Here is a 19,754-nt window from a genome sequence, read left to right as displayed (position 1 = left end):
AAATTTGAACACTGGATAAAGTCGCTTGATGTGTGTGTTTTCCGGTCTGTTGTTGAAAAACACAAAGGACGCTCCACCCACTCACATCTGCGCTTTTGGGGTTCAGTACAACCTAGGGCTTTTCCTATTATTGATTATGACGATATGATAATATCAAGTCTTAATTTGGCAGTAAGGTTTTTTCAAGGCTTAATGTAAAGGTGTTTAGTCTAATAATTGAAATTGTAGGTTAGCTTGTAAATATTACAATATTCATATATTTAGGTGGTTCATGCTCGAATTTTTTCAATTTTTACACCTCTCTTATGTCTTTTCTTAATAATAACTGAAGATCACGACTTGTTTCAAGATACATATCTTTATCGCCTAGTTTATCCCAACATTCAGATAGATTTAGAAGAATGATTTGTTGGTGATTTTCAAAATTGTGCATTTTGGCGATTGAAAGTGCTTTTTTATAGGGAGTAATAGCTTTAAAGTATGCATTTTGTGCAAGATAATAATCTCCATTCGCTATAAGTGCTTCATTAAGTCTATGAACATCTCTGTGGATATTAGCTTTTTCCCCCTCAGTAACAGCTAGCTCCAGATTGAACTTCGCTTGATTCCATTCCCTTGTTAAAGTAAATAATTTTCCTAACTGAGTGTAGGAAGATACACATAAATATTTTTTTTTGAGTTTGGGTTTCAATTCTAATGAACGGTTGTAACATTCCTCAGCGGTTTGGAAATCCCCTCTCTTCACATTTATATTTCCCAATGTGGTAAGTAGTTCAACCATTCTTTCATATTTTTGATTAGAGTGAGCTAGTTCATAACCTTCGATTGCATATTTTAGGGCATCTTCTAACTCATTTTTTTTAATGTGACAGAGTGCGCGAATTTCAAACATAGTCAGTTTCACTTCCAAATTATCAATATACTGAATTTCCTTCCAGAGATTTAATAATATTTGAAGTGCTTTGTCTGTCTCATTTAATTTTTCAAGGTAAGAGGCTCTTCCTACTAATAGGGAGTATTTGATTTCTTTTTTATCTCCATCATCATTATATGCCTTTAAACCATCAGTAGTGAATTGCACCGCTTTGTTTAGATCATAGTCCCGAAAATAAACGATTCTTGCTAATTCCTTTAGACACAATGCACGTATATTTTTGTGAGGATTTGTTGTTACCGTCATCGCTTGATTTAAAAGATTTTCCGCCTTAGCCCAGTCCTTTCTACTGCTACGAGGATTGAAATGACACTGGGCTTTGAGATAGTAAAGTGTATCTTTAAACATTTCACTTTCATTTAGTTTCATGATTTCCCTAATGTTTTGAAGTGCTCTTTTTGTTTCGTTTATGTTTATATCTGACTCAATAAAAATTATTTTGTCTTTTAGATGTTTGATTTCTCTATCGAAGAAATCAGGAATCTCGTCAAATCGAACACCTAGTTTATTACAATATCGATCTAAGAATTCTTTTTGCACAGATGATAATCCGCGTTCTATGTTGCTGATGGTAGTTGTAGAAATTTCTTTATCTGCTAAATCTGTAATCCGCAACCCTTTTGATTTACGAATTTTTTTCAATGAAGCTCCTAATTCTGGATTATTCAAATGTAATCACCTCTTAAAAAATATTTTAATTTTATTTTTCGCCATATTCTGATTAAAAACCTCTATTACCCAACGATTTTCATGAAATGAATTTATTAAATGGAAGAAAGTTGGTGTTCAATATGATTATGAATGAAATATCATGAAATAACTTTTATAATTTAACAATTCGAATGAATTGCATATGTTTTTAAAAAAATATATGATGTAGACACAAAATGTTGGGAACTATTCCCACATTGTATTAACAACAATGAATGAGTTGTTAAGCTAATTTACGGAGACTATTGGGGGATACTTCATGTTGCAAAATGGGAAAGTTTTGTTTCCGTTAGAGGATGAATTCAAGCGTCTTTTCACTTTAGCACTAACAAAGTACCAAAAAGAGATCGATGAAAGAATACCGACACAAAAAAGTCAATTGAGAGTTGCTTTGTATCAGGAGGAAAAAGCATTGATTCAAAGAGCTTTAAGAAGAATGAATCCCGTAAACAAGGATTTTCTTCCAACAATAGTAGTCAGTGAACAAGTAAAGATGGAGAGATCGAGGTGGGCAAAATGAAGACAGAAGAATTCAAAGTGATAAAGTGTGAAAGTGGTTATACTCCTTTGCAGAAAGTTTTACAACTGGAGAGTGTGGGTGGAAAGATTATAAAAGTTCCAATATCTAGAGTTTGTAAAGTAGAGATATCTCATAAGAAAACAAAAATTTATTGTACAACGTTTGAGAGATAAGTTACTGCTGTAGACCATAAATCTTTTTATCTCTATGATTTCATTAAAAAACAAAGCAGGATGTATCTTCTTTGGAAAAAAGAGGTGGTAGTACTGGAATTAAACGAAGCAATAAAAACAGGAAGAAAATTAGCGGAGTATTTTGTCTATTGTTGTGGCGAAGGAGAACATTATGTAGAGTTGATTGACCATTTAAGGGGATCAAATACTCGTTCCAATGTTCTGATGGCTATCTGTATTCTTTTACGTTATGGGCGATTACATTTGAAAAATGGTATTGAGGGCATAAGTAAAAAGAAAATGGAAGAGCTTTTTCATTTTATCCGTGAGGGAAAAAAAGAAGAGGTGAGTCGGTTTCACACTTCTCTTAGTACTTATATCTCTACGATTGAATTGGAGAAGATTCGTGAACAAGAACGGTATTTATTAAGGTTGCTGAGTTAGTAAAATAGGAAAGGTAAGGTGATTTGGTGAAAGCTGGGAAGCTAATTGTTTTAGAGGGAAGTTGTGGTACTGGAAAATCCACACTTGCTCATGATCTAAAAACTTCATTTGAATCACGAGGCATGAAAACCATTTATAGTCATGGATCACTTTCTTTTACGGAAATTGGTCGAGAATTTAAAAAGATAACTCAATCTTATCCAGAGATTTTCTCCACTTCTTACTACATGGCTGATCTAGTGCAGCTTACTGTACGTTACGTTAAGCCTTGGTTGGAAGATGGATATGTGGTGATTCAGGATCGTTATTCTGACTCCATCATTTCTTATGTAAGAGCTTTTGCTAGAACAAAAAATATCGATGTCGATATCCAACAGGTTATGACTTTGTATAAGGAAATGGGACTCATTGAAACTCCTGATGCAGTTATTTGGTGTTATGCCTCAGAGGATGTAATCTGTAAGCGTTTAGATTCTAAGGATGTTGCCCATCACAAGTATTTTGAATCTCCAAAACTCATTCAAATGGTGCAAAATGAATTCACTCAGTTATATAAAGATAAAGTTCGTAGTGGTGAAGTGTTTTTGTTTGAAACGGATAAAGAAAAAATACAGAATTTATTATTGGAATATTTGTATAATTTATTTGTTATTTAGGAGGACTTTCATGAAAATTATTCTCGTGCAATGTAAACCAAAAAACGAATTGTTTGATTCTCGTTATCAGTCGGAAAACCTTGCAATGGGTTATTTATCATCATCACTTAGAGATGCCAATTTTCAAACTGGTATTTTAGATGCTCATTTATTAATGCTGGAAGTAGACGAAGTTGTGAAAGAAATCATGAATCATAACCCTTGGCTTGTGGGCTTTTCTGCATCTGCTCAAGATACGATTCCTGCAACTTTTGAAGTGATGGAACAGTTACGTCAAGCAGGGTATACAGGTCATATTACTATTGGCGGTCATTTCCCGACTTATGAACACTATAAATTTTTGGAGAACATCCATCATATTGATAGTGTAGTTCGTGGAGAAGGTGAAGCAACTGTTGTAGAGTTAGCTCAATGCATCCAACAGAATAAAAGCATTTCAACAGTGAAAGGTATTACTTATCGTAGAACCGATGGAAAAATAGTGGTCAATGAGGATCGTCCCTTAGTAGAAAATTTGGATACCATTCCTCTTCCACATCGCGACACCATGCCTATTTTGTTAAATAAAAATCGTCGTATTTCGATGTTGGCAAGTCGAGGTTGCTATGCAAGATGTTCTTTTTGTTCGATACAAACATTCTTTAATTATCGTCCGAGAAGAGTTAGGAGCGTTGAGAATGTTGTGGAAGAGTTTTCTTTACTATACCAACAAGGTGTTAGAAAATTTAAGTTTGTAGATGACTTGTTTATGGACCCAAGCAAAAGAAGTAAGCAATGGGTGTTAGAGTTTTGCCGTCAAATTAAGAAAGCAAATCTAGATGATTTGAATCTGTGGATGCAAGTAAGAGCGGTATGTTGCAGCAAAGAAATATTTGTAGCTCTGAAAGAAATTGGACTCAAAAAAATATTTTTAGGTTTGGAATCTGGACATGCCGATACCTTGAAAAGATATAAAAAAGATATTACTCCTGAGCAAAATGTCAGAGCAGTCCAAATTCTAAAGCAGGTTGGTATTCCTGAAATCTCCATTGGGATGATGCCCTTTGAACCAGATGTTTCTCTTAATGGGATGCGTGAGAACATTGAGTTCCTTAAAACGCTAGGAACTTTTGATATTAGAGATGTTACTGGTCGTTTCTTACCTTATGCAGGAACACCATTAACGGAGCAGCTATTGCAAGAAGGTAGGATTAAACGTAAGAGTTGGTACGATATTGGCACTTATGATTTTACTGATCCAAAAGTAGGACAATTGTATCAGATGGTTAGAACCTATTACCAACATGCAAAACCAAGTCTGAAAGCTATTTACAAAATGGATAGCTTAATAAGAAAAATTGAATCCCATTTTATGAATATGGATCAGGAAAAAACAAAAGCCTTTCTTGAATATCAAGTATTGCGTAAAGATGTGGAAAATTTCATTCAAGAGCATGGAGATATGATGCTTTCTTTGGTTGAAGGCACAATAGATACCATTGAGAAAGTGTGGCATGAGTCAGAGGAAAAGAAGTGGGTAGAAAAATCTCAATCGATTTTCCAAGAAGCTGAGAACATGACAAATGGTTTGTTTGATCGCATTGAAGAACTACAGAATGCACTTGGGTTTTATACAAAACAACAAGATATTTTGAATACCATGCATGTAGCAGAGGTAAAAGTTTTAACAGGAAAACCAATCAAAGAGAGAGTGAATTGAGGAGACTGTCATGGAAGGTAAACTACTTGTTTTTGAAGGTGTAGCTAGAAGTGGGAAGAGTACGTTGATTAACATGCTTGGAGATAAGCTAAAGGCATATGGATACGATCCTATTTTTACAGAGTGGAACTCTTATGAACCTTTACAAGAAATCATTAACCACAAGAAAACCCATTTTACTTTCTCTCCATTAACGTATTCCTTGTTGCATTTATCGGAATTTGCTTTACGTTATGAAGAAATCATTAAACCAGCCCTTGAGAATGGGCAGATAGTCATTGCTGATCGGTGGGTATACACAGCATTTACTAGAGATGCAGCAAGGGGTGTTTCTCATGAATATGTTCGTGATTGCTATCGTTTCGCTAGGGAACCAGATATCACATTTTATGTAGAGGTTCCATGTGAGGTTGCACTTCAACGTCATTATTTAACCAAGCCGTATTTTGGATATAATTCAGGAGCTGATATCTGGTCAGAATTGTCAAATGAAGATGCTTTTAAACGTTATTACCAACAATTAACTGAATCTTATTCATCATTAATAGAAACAGAGAACTTTGTTAAATTAAATGGATTGAAATATACCCATCTAGTTGTACATCAAATTTGTGAGCATTTGAATAGGGAATGCGGGTTTGATTTTCATTGATAGAACATTTGTTTATTTGTTGAACTAGAGGACAAAACAAGCTAAGTATGGAATAATTTTTTACAAGGGACGGATTCTTTTTCAATATGGGAATGAAAAAGAATCCATTTTAGTTTTTGAAAGATGAGGGATAAGATGAGCAGTTTAACAGCTATAAAAGAAAAATTAGATAGATCAAAAGTGATGAACTATGTATTTATGAAACATAATGTTCTCCCAAATTTCCAATCAAAAGATGTAAGAAATGCAATTGATAATCTCTTTGGTCTTCATGCTGCACGTTTACCTACTCCATTTACTACGTTGTTTTCGAGAGTCCCTAGTTTTGAAACGCAAACCCTCTGGAATCACTTATATGTCAAGAATGATCATATTAAACTTCGTTGTATGAGAAGAACACTACATATCTTACCGTTGGAATATGCTCCTATTGCACATCGAGCCACTATGCATTTTCGATTAGCGGATTGTTACACTCTATATAAAAAACTGGGTGCAAACATGGATTATGTTGCTAAAATTAAAGAAATCATCATATCCTTTGTGCAGGGTAAACCAATAACTCCAAAAGAAATTGTCAGTTTGGTCAAATTCGAATTGGGAAAGTTGTCGGATGAAGATAACAAAGTAATTACTACAGCGATAAAAGAATTATGGGAAGGTGGCGAACTGTGCTATATAAACAAAAGCAACCATTGGGGAAAAGAAGAACGCTACTATGGATACACCCCATCTATTTATCCAAATCTACATTTGAATCAGATGGATTTAAAAGAAGCTCAAAAGAAATTAGTCTACTATCATATTGATCGTTTTGGACCTGTTTCCATCAAAGACATCGCATGGTGGTCTGGGTTAAGTATAAAAGTCATCCGGGATTCGATAAAGGAATTAGCGATTGAAGTAATCGCGGTTGAATTAGATACAACAAATACAGTGTATTTCATGACTGAAAAAGGTTTCACACATTATCAAGACTCTTTTTTTCAAAAGGATAATTGGTTAACTCTTTTAGCTTATGAAGACCCATCTTTGAAAGGGTATTATGAGAGTCGTTTTTTATATGTGGACCAAAAGTATTATGAATTATTGTTCAATAAAATTGGGGAGTCTAGAGCTAGTATTATCTTGAACGGAGAAGCAATTGGAGTTTGGACAATAGACAAAACGAAAAGAAACTTGGATTGGATGACATTTGAAAAAGTAGATTCAGCAGTAAAAAAGCAGATCAAAAGTAAAATAGAGCAGATGCATTGTTTTTTATTTGGTTAATACATATAGAGCCTGTTGCAACCTCTAATAAAAAAATAAAGTATCTAATACCTAATCTTTAAATTGTTAAATTATTTTAGTTTATGTTGATATAAAAGTGATCACCATTTAAACGATGCAAAAGAAATCACTTACTGTTGTCATTTTCAAATTCATAGATATTTTCTCTTATTTTGGATATTTTTTCAATGAGAAAACTCCCTTGCTAGCAAGGGAGCCCTTTTTATGTTGTCAATCATTATTTACGGCTGGACGTCGGGGGAACCCGGCGTCCAGTGAGTCCGTCAAGATTACTTCAGCTTGGAGCCGAAGATAACCTCACGGGCCTCCAGTGCATCCTTCTGTCGTTCCAGTGGCAGATGGCTGAATAGGAGCGGGCCGTCCTCGTACGGAATATGTACCATATCCGCATTCGGAACAACCACCGCGTACTGCTCATGGTCAGGTGAAAGGCTGAACTCAACCTCACTGAACGGACGACGGCTCAAACAAGGAAACTTCCAGATGCGCAGGGTGGCATAACCACCTTCGATCGGCTTCACTTCTTCCTTACCGATGAAGGTCCGGAAGACCTCGATATCTTCCGGCCAAAGCCCTTCAGCAAGCTTTTTGTAGTTGAGCTCTTCACGAATCTCCCGGGGAATTGCATCAAACATCAGCTCGAACTGATCTACTGCTCCCCCAGCATTCTCGACTCGGGCTCCAGTACCCGGGTCTCCTGCGGCTCGCAGGAGAAGGGGCAGGTTTCCCTGCTTATCGAAAAGGTAACCAACTCCGACGAGCTGTGTCCGGTGAGCATCGGGCTCCAGCTTGAATGAAGTACTACCTGCCGGCTGGAACGTTCCAAGATGACCGTTGACGTTATCCACGTTTTTCCTCTCTGTGTGTGGACCTATAATCTCAAAGTAACATATTCCTCAATATATTGTCACTATATTTTTTAAAAATACAATGTCTTACATTGATTTTCAATTATTTTCACTATTTCGGTTTCTTTTTGATGAATATAAAAATGATCCCCCTCTAACATATACAAAGCAAATTCACTTGCTGTCTGTTCTTTCCACTCCTTTAGGTGTTCTTCTCCCGCTTCTGGGTCTTCTTTTCCACCTAATGCAACAATGGCACTTTTTAATTTTTGACCAAGTTCATACTCGTATGTTTCACACATGGTGAAATCCGCTCGTAATGCTGGAAGAAAAACCGATAAATAGTCTCGATTTTCTACCAATTCTTCAGGCAATCCATTCATCTCAATGATTCCATTTAAAAATTCTTCGTCTGACAGATGATGAATTTTCCTTCCTGGGTCTGGCAAATGGGCTGCGTGATAGCCCGAAACAAATAGAGTCTCCGGCAGTGGCAAATCCTTTCTTTGGAGCAGCCTTGCTACTTCAAAACTTACTAAGGCCCCCATGCTATGACCAAAAAAGGAGAACCGATTACTTGATAAATGCGGGGTAAGGGCTTCTGTGATATCCTGTATCAACAAATGAAAATCAGTATAAGAAGGCTCTGTAAAACGCATCCCACGCCCAGGCAACTGAACGGGACATACCTGGAAATGGTCCGATAAAAAGACTCCCCAATTGTTATAAAAAGCGGGGTTTCCCCCGCCATATGGAAAACAAAACAAAACATGCGTATCGGCATTGATCGCTTTGGTAAAAGGTAACCAAAGGCTTAACATTTTTAATCCCCCTTGCCAGCAAGCCTTTTATCTGCTGTTTGAATAGCTCTCCCCATATCATCAGCCAATTTTTTTACATTGGCTTTTTCCAATAGGGTTACATGATTTCCATCCACTATTTCGGCATGAACTGTTGATGCTGTCCAAAGTGCCCAATTGGAGGAGCCAATGGTCTGGGATCGGTCTTCAGCTACAAAAAGGTGAATAGGTGTCTGAACAGTTTTACAAAGTTGGTAACGAGCAAAAGCAATTCCATTTTCAAGCCACAATTTATTCTTTTCTGAATCTATTGTCGGCAAAAACTCTCCTGATTTCAACTGTTGATAGAGAAGTTCACTCTCTTCTTGGTCTAACCAAGTAGAATCGATCATTGCCAAGAGTTCTACTGTGTCTCCCATTTGTTCTAATTTCACTGTAACACCATGTGCCAGCACTCCACCCAGCGACCATCCTCCCAGCCGATATGGACCAACAGGTTGTACCTGTTTGATCAAGGAAACATAATAATCGATCATCTCTTCCATCGAAGTAAAAATATCTGCTTCTCCCTCATATCCTCTTGCTTGGATACCATAAATCGTCAAATCATCATCCAATTGTGCTACTAAATCGTTGTAACTCAGTACTCCCCCGCCTTGCGCATGAATCAAAAACAGAGGAGTATGTCGGCCATTTCCTTGTTGTAGACTGATCACGGAATGGATAGCATGCTGATGTTCCAAATAATAACACAATTCCCCAATCGTAGGGTACTGAAAAAGCAGAGACAAGGAAAAGGGATAACTCAAATCTTGTTCTACTTTTGATGCGATAGCTAGGGCATCAAAGGAATGACCACCGAGTTCAAAAAAGCTCTGGTCAAGCCCAATAGGTGCCTGCGACAATACTTCTTCCCAAATTTTTGTCATCCCTATGAGCAATTTTTTATTCTTTGAGATAGGACGGTACTTTTGTAAGGATGGGCTTTCTGCTTCTTTTGCATCACCTATATGGCACAGCCGCTTTACAGGTCTGCTTGGCATAGCAATCATTTTTTCTAGTAAAAAAACCAATTCATCTAAAAATCTCACTACTTCTGTTTTGGTGAAACAAGGAGATAAATATTGGAATTTCAGTAATAACTGTTCTCCAGGACCGGAAATCAGCACCAGCGGAACATTACTTTGATCTTGAACTACCAAATCGGTAATACGAATTTCCTGTGAAGACTCTTCTTCTGATCCAACAGTCGGATAATTTTCAAATACAAATAATGTTCCAAACAGTGGTGTACCTCTTGGAATATCACTCCATCCTTGCATATCGACAAGCGATACATATTCATATTTGCGCTGTTCTAGCTGCTGTAGTTGCAAGGTTTGCAACCATTCTGCTACATTTTGGTCTGTGTCCAAGTTCACTCTTGTTGGCAGAGATTGGATGAACAGACCTACCATCTTGTCAATATCTGTTAATTCTGCTGGTCTACCTGAACTTGTCGTCCCATATAACAGATCAGTTTCCTGAGTCATTTGCCTAAGAAGCACTGCCCATGCGCCTTGAACTACGGTACTCATCGTCAATTGATGTTCTCTGGCAAATTGCTGAATCGATTCTGTCAATTGTTTGTTTACAAATCGTTTTACACTATGAGCGGAGGGAATTCCATCTGTTTTTCTCGTCAACGTCGCTGCTGAAATTCCTTTCAACTGTGTTTTCCAATATCGCTCTGCTTCTTCAGTTGACTGCTGCCTCAACCACTCGATATATCGACGGTAAGGCGGAGCGGATTTAGGTAATTTTTGCTGATGATAGAGTTGCATAAGTTCTTGCAGAACCATCGGAATACTCCATCCATCCAACAAAATATGATGATGTGTCCACACCATGATGACTTTTTCTGGAGTTAACCGAATAAAGACAATGCGCATCGGTGGAGCGGATGAAAGATCAAAGGCTTCTTCTTGATCACTTTTGAGCCAATTATCCAGACATGTTTCCTGCTCATCTAGTGCTATTTGCTGCCAATCGATATGTTTAACCTCTAATGAAACCCTGTCATGTACGACCTGATGTGCTTCTTTTAACCCTTTACTCCAAAAACTAGTTCGCAAAATTTCATGGCGGGCTATCAATTGCTTCCAAGCATTTGTCCATCTATCTGGATACCACTGTCCTTCTAACGTCATCGCGAGCTGCGTTATATACTCTCCTTTTGTCTTCGCATATTGAGAATGAAACACCATTCCTTTTTGCAGCGGTGACAAGGGATATATATCTTCCACTCCTCTAGATGGAATCAAGTTAAACTCATGTGTGGAAAGAGAAGCTAGTGGAAAATCAGCTGGAGTATAGATTTGTTCGGAAGTTTCAACTAATTTGGAAACTAAAATGCGAATCTCTTGGCATACTTGATAGAGTAACTCATCAATCGTCTCTTTTCGGTGAATATTTTTACTATAACGCAGAGTCAAGGAGAGTTGATCTTTTGAAATAACTCCAAACCCTTCTAGGATGTAGGCTCGAATCATGTTAGGATACACTGTATCTCCCACTGTTTCTTCTGATCCAATCAGGACGCCAGTATCTTCGTTGAGCTCGCGGAATTGTCCTAGATAATTGAAATTGACGGGACTAATGCTCTTTGTTTGACCAAACTTGGTTTGATGAAATGCTGTATATCGTTGATCTTTTACTAATCGTAGTGCTTCCAAAGCAGTTACATTTTCTTTTACTTGGAAAGAAGCTGAATACAGTTTTGTAAACCATCCCACCGTTCTTGAAACATCGATGTCATCTCCTAGCATATCTCGCCCATGTCCTTCTAAATCGACGAATATATTGCTGTTTGCAGTCCACTTCACCAATGTACGTACAAAAGCAGTGAGTAAAATATCTTCTGCTTTTACCGATGACTTTACTAATTTTTCCGTCTCTTCCTTGCTAAAAGCATAAGTTGCCAACTGACTAGATTTCTCTGTATTTTCTCCAGTTTGATCAACTGGTATTTCAAAATCTATCTGTTTGTGAACTTGATTAAGCTGTCCCTCATGCTGGATCAACTGTGCCCAACGCTGATAGGAGATCGTTTTAGCTGGCAATACCATCGCTTGTTTTCCGGCTAATTGCTGGATCAGTGTCGCTAAATCTTCTAAAATGATCCGCCATGATACACCATCTACTACCAAATGATGAGCAATGATCAATAGGCGAGGTTTGCGTTCTACTCCTAGATGAAAATAGACCAGCCTCGTAATAGGACCATGAGCAAGATCGAGACTGCGCTGATAGTAATCAGCAAATCGTTCCATCTCCATCATTTGTTCTTGTTCATCGAAGTTGGAAATATCATGTACTTTCATCGAAACGATATTTGTTTCATCTCCATAACTAGCTTGCCAGCTATCTTCCATCCTTTGAAATTGCAGACGAAGGGAATCATGATGCTCATGCAATTTGCGCCAGGCTTCTTCCATTTGGACTGGAGAAAGGGAAATGTTTATTTGCACCATTACTGCTTGGTTAAAATGATGAACATTAGCCGGTTTTTGGGCAAAAAACCAAGATTGAATCGGTGTCAAGTTTATCTTACCTTTGATTACTCCTTGTTCAACTTCTAAGACATCTTTTTGAATCGCTACTTTAGCCAGCTCTTCAATCGTCTGAAATTGAAATATTTGCTTTGGAGTGACCCTGATACCTTGCTGTGCTGCTTTGGCAATTACCTGCAAACTGAGAATGGAATCTCCACCAAGACGGAAGAAATTATCGTTGCGGTTGATCATCGAAACACCTAGTACTTCTTGCCAAATCGCAGCGATTTTTGGTTCTATTTCACCTTTGGGCATTTCTTTTAAGACATGAATCGCAGCAGGGGCTGGCAGGGCATTTCGATTCACTTTCCCATTCTCGGTCAATGGTAGTTCATCAAGTAAAACAAAAGAAGAGGGTACCATATAATCAGGTAAAACATGTACTAATTGATCTCTTAATTCATTCGCATTAATCGGGGACATGGAAGTAAGATACGCAATCAGCCTTCCTTCCTTTTGAATTACAATTGCATCCTTTACTTTCGGAAACTGAGCCAGAGTCGTTTCGATTTCCCCTAGTTCAACACGAAAGCCGCGAATTTTTATTTGATGATCTTTTCTACCTAAAAACATCATTGTCCCATCATACAAATAGCGGACAAGATCTCCTGTACGATACAGTCGTCCAAACTCTTCATGCTCGATAAACCTTTCTCGCGTCAGTAGCGGTTGATTTGCATAACCTTTCGCCAAACCATCTCCACCAACATATAACTCCCCAACTATACCGATCGGCACTTGTTGATGCATATCATCTAGAACATATGCAGTTGTTCCTGCTATCGATTTCCCAATAGGCAAAACATCGCCAGACCAATCTGGCGGCACTTGGTAACAACAGCTAAAAGTAGTATTTTCCGTAGGACCATATCCATTGATCACTTGGACACCGCCCATACGGAGCACTTTTTGGACATGTACAGGGGATACCACATCTCCACCTGTCAGTAATTGTTTTAATCCTTTTAAAGCAGGCAATTGGTGATCCACCATTAAACGGAATAATCCCGCTGTCAGCCATAAGGTAGTAACTTCAAAGGATTGGACAGCTTCTCCCAATTCAGAGAGAGAGGGGAGAGCTGCTGGCATGATTGCCAGTTTGGCTCCACTCAAAAGCGCTCCCCAAATTTCAAAGGTAGCAGCATCAAAAGCTACAGGTGCCAATTGCAAAAATACATCATCTGCTGAAAAAGTTGCATAGTCTGGATTTTTCACCAATCGAATAATACCTTTTTGGGGAATCTCTACCCCTTTTGGCTTGCCTGTCGAACCAGACGTATACATTACGTAGGCAAGAGAATCTGTCGTAACTTGGGTGACTAAATTAGATGTTGATTCTTGCCTAATCATCCTCTCTACCTCATCCAACATACAACAATCCATTTGCTTATGTTGAAATCGATTTGCCCATTTTTGTGTTGTCACTACAAAAGACACCGCTGAGTCCGTTACAAGGTACTGAAATCGCTCTGTTGGATAAGAAACGTCAAATGGTACGTACGCTGCACCTGTTTTGACGATTGCTAACATTGTGAGAATAAGTTCGATAGATCGATCAAGACATACCCCTACTTTTGTATCAGGTTTTAACCCTTTTTTCTGTAAAAAGTAAGCCAACTGATTTGCTTGTTGATTGACTTCTTCATAAGTTAAGGAGACGGTTGCTGATTGCAACGCAATTTTTGCAGGATAAAGAGCTACCTGCTCTTCAAACAATGTCGCAATAGATTTTTCTGGACAATTTGATACCAATTGATTTTGTTCTGCCAAAAATCGTTCATCTTCCTTGGTGAGCAATGAGATTTCTCGGATGGGTATCGTCCGATCTGCTACTACAGTTGTTAATACTTGGACATATTGTTTGATCATACGATCTATTGTTACTTCACAAAATAAGTCAGCATTATACTCCCAGGCTCCTTGCAAACCTTGTGGGGTATCCATGAAAGTTAAGGTTAAATCATACTTTGCTGTTTCGTGCTCTAATGGAAAAGGGGACAAATTTAGATCTATCGATCCTTCTGTTTGAACAGGCATATTTTGTAAGACGAACATCACTTGAAACAAAGGCGAATGTTGTAAATTTCTATCTGGAGACAATTCATCCACCATTTTTTCAAATGGAACATGCTGATTTGCATAAGCTTCCATCGAAGTTTTCCGTACCCGACCAAGTATTTCTTGAAAACTAGGGTTACCGATTAAATCTGTTCGAAATACAAGTGTATTGACAAAAAAACCAACGATATTTTCTAGCTCTGATCTTGTTCTTCCTGCGATTGGACTGCCTACTGCAATGTCTTCTTGTCCACTGTAACGAGATAACCAAGTCTGCCAAGATGCGAGCAAACTCATGTATAAAGTAACACCTTCTTCTTTGCTCAGCTGTTTTAAACCTTCTGACAAGGAAAGCGGAATCTCAAAAGATTTCGTTCTTCCGTAAAAGGTTTGTTCTGCTGGTCTTGTTTTATCAGTTGGCAAATCAAGCACAGGAACATCCGCTAGCTTGTCTTTCCAGTAATGAAGGTGAGTTTTTAAATCATCACTTTGGATGTAATCTTGTTGCCAAGCGCTATAGTCTCGGTATTGCAATGGTAAAGCATCGATTTCAACCGAGTTCCCTCTGCTATTGGCTTCGTATAATCGAAATAACTCGTTTCCAAAAATTCCAAGTGACCAGCCATCCATGATAATATGATGAAACGTAAACAGCAATACCCACTTATCTTCTGTTTCTTGATAGAGATGTACTCTCCACAAAGGACCTGTAGTGAGAGAAAATGGCTGGTGATAAGCATGGTTGATCAATTTTTCCAGTGATTCTTCTTCCTGCCTGACATCCGTAAAAGAAAAGTCGATAGGTGGAACTTGATGGATGACTTGAATTGGAATTCCTTCGCGTTCAGTAAATGTAGTACGTAAACTTTCATGACGAATCGCTATTGCTTGCAACGATCTCCGAAATGCTAATATGTCAAAACTTCCATCTATCCTTATCGAGTAGGGAAGATGATACGTAGAACGATCATCGAGAATTTGATCAAGAAACCACAATCTTCGCTGTCCATAAGAAACTGGCGCGAATTGATTCGAACGGTCGTATACCGGTATAGCAGTAAGTTCTGACTGTTCCCTTTGTGTTCCTTCTATTTTGGCTGCAAGCTCTCTAACAGTAGGAAACTCAAATATATAAGTCAAAGGTATTTTTTTGTTCCATATTTCCGTTAGTTTTGAAATAACTTGTGTTGCTAGTAAGGAATGCCCACCTACCTGAAAGAAGTTATCATCAGCTTGAATAGGTTTTTCTCCTAAAACTTGTTCCCAAACTCCAGCTACGATCTCTTCAGATGGAGATAATTCTTGTTTTCGTGCAGGAGAACTGCTCTGACTAGGTGCTGGTAAATTACTTCGATCTACTTTGCCATTAGGAGTTAACGGAAAAACATCCAAGAAAACAAATTGACTAGGGATCATGTAAACTGGAATATATCGCTTGAGATATGTCTCATAATCCGTTGATCGATCTGTCGTAATGACATAAGCGATAAGTCGGCTATCTTTTTCCACTACGATCGCCTTTTCGATATAAGGATGAGCATGTAAAGCAGCTTCAATCTCCCCTAGTTCGATTCGGTATCCTCTTATTTTCACTTGATAATCCACCCTGCCAATATATTGCAGGGTACCATCTGTTTCATACTTGACCAAGTCACCCGTTCGATAGACACGTTTTTCTTTATCATTAGGATGAGGAACATACTTTTCATCTGTTAAATCAGGGCGATGGAGATATCCCCTTGTTAAACCTTCTCCACCTAAATAGAGTTCACCGGGAATTCCTGCTGGGACTGCTTGTCCTTGTGAATCAAGAACAAATACGGTTGTATGATCTATTGGCCCGCCAATAGATGGAGTCTGTCCACTCTCTCTTTCTATTAAGGCAAATGTAGAATAAGTGGTATCCTCAGTTGGACCATATAAGTTATATACTTTCTCGATCTGTGGCAACAAATAAAATTCATCCACTAGATTTCTGGACAAAGGTTCACCTGCCAGATTTATCGTAATTACCGTATCAGGTATAACATTCATTCGGATCAATTCGCTTGCAACAGATGGAACTGTATTTATCAAGGTGATAGGAACCAGATCAGAGGCGATGGTAAGATACAGTGCATTCTCCACGCCGACAACTGTTCCTCCACAGCTCAGTGGAAAAAACAACTCAAACACAGATAAATCAAAGCAGATAGACGTAGATGCGAGAACTCCACTATATTCGTCAGGGTGATACTGTCTATGTGCCCAACTAAATAACATGGAAACACTATGATGCTCAACCATGACACCTTTTGGTTTTCCTGTTGATCCTGAAGTATAAATGATATAAGCGAGTTGTTTTGTACTGCTGTCTAGATTAGGATTGTCAGTTGCATAACTTCTTAAATCTAGTCTATCCATACAACATGGATTCATATTGGTGGTTAGGAGGGAAGATAATTGCTCTGTTGTCAGCACCATCTGAGCCTTAGAATCTTCTAGCATATAGGTGATACGATCCTTTGGATATTTTGGATCAAATGGTACATATGCTCCGCCTGCTTTTAAAATTGCAAGCAAACTGACAAGCAAATCAGTGGATCGAGGCAGCAGAACAGCGACGATTTTTTCCTGACTAATCCCTGCTGAGATCAAATAATGAGCTAATTGATTGGATTTTTGATTTAATTGTTCGTATGTGAGTGAATCCTGTCCCCAAGTAACGGCAATCTGATGAGGAGTTCGTTTCACTTGTTCTTCAAACCATTGGTGAATGAACTTGGATTCTGTTGCAACAGTAGTTTGGTTCCAATCTTCTAGCATCAATTTTGCTTCTGGTTTGGTAAGAATTGAGATTTGATCAACCCTTTGCTCAGGATGACAAATCATCTGTTCTAAAATAATAACCAAACGAAATAAAATATCTTCGATAGTAGATGGAGCAAATCGATCAGCTTGGTACATGATTTTTAATTGCGTTGTTTCGCCAGGCGTACAAACTAAGGTAATGGGATAGTTAGTTTCTTCCCTCCCATCAACATCTGTTATACCCCATTTTGCAGATTCATTTGCTGCCTGTTGGCGAATTGGGTAATTTTCGACGACGACAATACTTTCAAACAGATGAGAACCTCTTGGAATCTCACTCCAATTCTGTATATCTATTAACGATGAGAAAGAATATTCTCTGGCCTCTACTTGTTTGGCTTGAAGATTTAAAAGCCATGTCAAGATCGTTTCGGATGTTAAGGCAACTCGAACTGGTGCCGTATTAATGAACAATCCCACCATATTTTCTGAGCCTGCTAACTCAGTAGGCCTTCCAGATGAGGTAGCTCCAAACAACACATCCTCTGTATGATGTGTCCTTCCTAGCAACAATCCCCATGCACCTTGAAGTATCGTGCTTATGGTTAGCCCATATTTTTTGCCCATCTCTTGGATAAGATTTGTCGTTTCCTTTGATAACATCTTCGTGATAGATTGATAACCTTGTTCGTCTGTCTCTTTACGATCAAAACGCAAAGACAGGGGCGTATCATAACCTTTGAGCATTTCTTGCCAAAATGCTTTTGCTTTCGAATGATCTTGTCTTTTTAACCATGCAATATAATCCCGATAGGCTTTAGGTGTTGGAAGATGTAAGGAGTCACCATTAGAGATAGCTTCGTAATATTGAAATACCTCTCCAAGTATGATGGGCAGACTCCAACCATCCATTAGAACATGATGGTAGCTCCAAATACATGTAACAGCATCATGATCCGTTTGTAAAAAGGTAAAGCGCATCAATGGAGGTTCATCTAATAAAAACTTTTGCTTACGATCACGTTTTTTTGTCTCTTCTATTTCAACTGCCTGTTCCTCTCTGGACAAATGACTCAAATCTACTTGGAGGAATGGTGTCGAAACCCCCGAAAATACAAGCTGCTGAGGCTCTACATTTTCTCCCCACAAAAAAGCAGTTCGCAAAATAGCATGACGATCGATTACCTCTTGCCATGCTTGAAGAAAGGCGGGGAGCTGAAACTCTCCTTGAATCGAAAAAGATAGTTGAGCGATGTACATACCATCGCTCGTTGCCATGTCGGAATGCAGTAACATTCCGTGTTGTAGTGGTGTGAGAGTATACATATCTTCAAGATTTAAAGATATATCGTTTTCTTCCAACCTTTATCTCCCCTTCGATTTTTTTTGAAGAAGTTGAAGTACTTTCTGCATATCTTTTTTAGAAAGATTTGCCTCTGGAAAATCAGATGTTGTCATTCCAACATTTTTTTCATTTCCTGAAATCAGATTTTGTAGTTTGGAATGGAAGTATTGCTTGAACAACTCCATACTCGTTTTATTGTGGATATTTTGGCTATACAACCATGTAATCCGCATTTTCCCTTCATTTACTACTGCTACAATATCGATGAGATGAGGGCGAACAGCCTCAAGAGCACTCATTCTACCTGTAGTTTCTGTAGCTATCCCTTCTAGAAGGCTTGAGATTTCACTTTTCTGCACCGGAGTAAATTGCCCCAAATAATTAAAGCTGATTGCTGCCTCTACTTTTTTAAGAGGAGATAGATGCAAGTGAGCCAATAATCCATAGCTTAATGCTTCTTTGCTGCGATCACGTAGAGCTTCTTTGACAACTTGTATTGCTTCTCCCATGCTTGATGATGGTAGTAGGAACATCACAGGATAGAGGGAAGTAAACCAACCAACTGTCCGAGATAAATCTAGTTCTTCTTGTTCCTCTCTCCCATGTCCTTCTAAATGGATGGTATGAGTGTTTTCCCCGGTCCACTTTTGTAGAGATTGGACAAGTGCCGTCAACAATAGTTCTTCTACCGTTGCATGAGTTCTAGCAGTTGTTTTGGATAACAATTGCTCTGTTTCAGAAGCTGTTAACAGTAATTGTACTTGTTCCACAGAGTCTTCCGTATTTCTCCCATACCTATCTTGTGGGATCACTGTATCCTTTACTTGTTGCCACTGTTCCCTTTGATTTTCGATTTCCTCCGCAGCTGCTAATTTTTGAAGATACTCCGCCCACTGACGATAGGAACTGGTTTTCTGGGGTAACTGTACTGGTTTTCCAGCTGCAAGTTGTTGGTAGATCATCTCGATGTCTTCTATTAGAATTCGCCAAGACACGCCATCCATCACCATATGATGAGCAAGGAGGAACAATCTTCCTTCCGTTTCCGAGAAGCGGAACCAGATCGCCCGGAATACTGGTCCCTCCGTTAGATGTAAGCTCGCTTGGGCTTTTTCTGTTCTCTGTTCCAACCACTCGATGGGATTTTCTTCTCTTCGCAGGTCCACTACTTCCAGTTCTGCTTCCCCTTCTGCTCGGTAGTATTGCTTCCAGCCGGTTTCACTTGGAACCAATCGCAC

At 38.5% G+C, this 19,754-nt stretch carries 12 protein-coding genes; 7 read left to right on the top strand and 5 right to left on the bottom strand.

Features of this window, described 5'->3' with window-relative positions; translation table 11 throughout:
* Positions 1–292: 292 nt before the first annotated feature.
* Positions 293–1,603 carry a helix-turn-helix domain-containing protein gene (locus tag AC5WOF_RS15930; protein ID WP_496050943.1) on the bottom strand — a complete coding sequence of 437 codons (1,311 nt, stop codon included), beginning with the start codon at positions 1,601–1,603 and terminating at the stop codon, positions 293–295.
* A gap of 301 nt (positions 1,604–1,904) precedes the next feature.
* Here AC5WOF_RS15930 and AC5WOF_RS15925 point away from each other — a divergent pair, with 301 nt between their 5' ends.
* The 7 genes from AC5WOF_RS15925 (at position 1,905) to AC5WOF_RS15895 (ending at position 7,061) form a co-directional block, all read left to right on the top strand.
* Positions 1,905–2,165: a hypothetical protein gene (locus AC5WOF_RS15925; RefSeq protein WP_496050942.1), complete on the top strand. Its 261-nt coding sequence runs from the start codon at positions 1,905–1,907 to the stop codon at positions 2,163–2,165.
* Positions 2,162–2,338, top strand: coding sequence for a hypothetical protein (locus tag AC5WOF_RS15920; RefSeq protein WP_496050941.1), 177 nt, complete (start codon positions 2,162–2,164; stop codon positions 2,336–2,338). Before AC5WOF_RS15925 ends, AC5WOF_RS15920 begins: the two co-directional genes overlap by 4 nt.
* Before the next feature lie 60 nt (positions 2,339–2,398).
* The gene (locus AC5WOF_RS15915; RefSeq protein ID WP_496050940.1) at positions 2,399–2,782 is read left to right on the top strand and encodes a hypothetical protein; all 384 of its coding nucleotides are present in this window, start codon (positions 2,399–2,401) and stop codon (positions 2,780–2,782) included.
* A gap of 26 nt (positions 2,783–2,808) precedes the next feature.
* Complete coding sequence (locus AC5WOF_RS15910) at positions 2,809–3,438, top strand: dTMP kinase (RefSeq protein ID WP_496050939.1); 630 nt, start codon at positions 2,809–2,811, stop codon at positions 3,436–3,438.
* A 10-nt stretch (positions 3,439–3,448) separates the two neighbouring features.
* A complete protein-coding gene (locus tag AC5WOF_RS15905; RefSeq protein WP_496050938.1) occupies positions 3,449–5,137 on the top strand; it encodes a B12-binding domain-containing radical SAM protein in 1,689 nt (562 codons plus the stop codon).
* A 10-nt stretch (positions 5,138–5,147) separates the two neighbouring features.
* Positions 5,148–5,789, top strand: a complete 642-nt coding sequence (locus AC5WOF_RS15900; RefSeq protein ID WP_496050937.1) for a dTMP kinase — start codon at positions 5,148–5,150, stop codon at positions 5,787–5,789.
* Between the two features lie 135 nt (positions 5,790–5,924).
* Positions 5,925–7,061 (top strand): DNA glycosylase AlkZ-like family protein, encoded by a 1,137-nt coding sequence (locus tag AC5WOF_RS15895; RefSeq protein WP_496050936.1) that lies wholly within the window; start codon positions 5,925–5,927, stop codon positions 7,059–7,061.
* Between the two features lie 290 nt (positions 7,062–7,351).
* Here the strand turns inward: AC5WOF_RS15895 and AC5WOF_RS15890 are convergent, their stop codons facing one another.
* From AC5WOF_RS15890 to AC5WOF_RS15875, 4 genes are all read right to left on the bottom strand, one after another.
* On the bottom strand, positions 7,352–7,930 hold the full coding sequence (locus AC5WOF_RS15890; RefSeq protein WP_496050935.1) for a hypothetical protein: 579 nt from the start codon (positions 7,928–7,930) through the stop codon (positions 7,352–7,354).
* A 71-nt stretch (positions 7,931–8,001) separates the two neighbouring features.
* Positions 8,002–8,751: a thioesterase II family protein gene (locus AC5WOF_RS15885; protein ID WP_496050934.1), complete on the bottom strand. Its 750-nt coding sequence runs from the start codon at positions 8,749–8,751 to the stop codon at positions 8,002–8,004.
* Positions 8,752–8,753: 2 nt separating this feature from the next.
* Positions 8,754–18,533, bottom strand: a complete 9,780-nt coding sequence (locus AC5WOF_RS15880; protein WP_496050933.1) for a non-ribosomal peptide synthetase — start codon at positions 18,531–18,533, stop codon at positions 8,754–8,756.
* A gap of 3 nt (positions 18,534–18,536) precedes the next feature.
* A partial coding sequence (locus AC5WOF_RS15875) for a condensation domain-containing protein (RefSeq protein ID WP_496050932.1) occupies positions 18,537–19,754 on the bottom strand: 1,218 nt, incomplete at its 5' end.

This window comes from Shimazuella sp. NTD250 (assembly GCF_059510375.1).
This window is presented reverse-complemented; position numbering and strand designations above follow the sequence as displayed.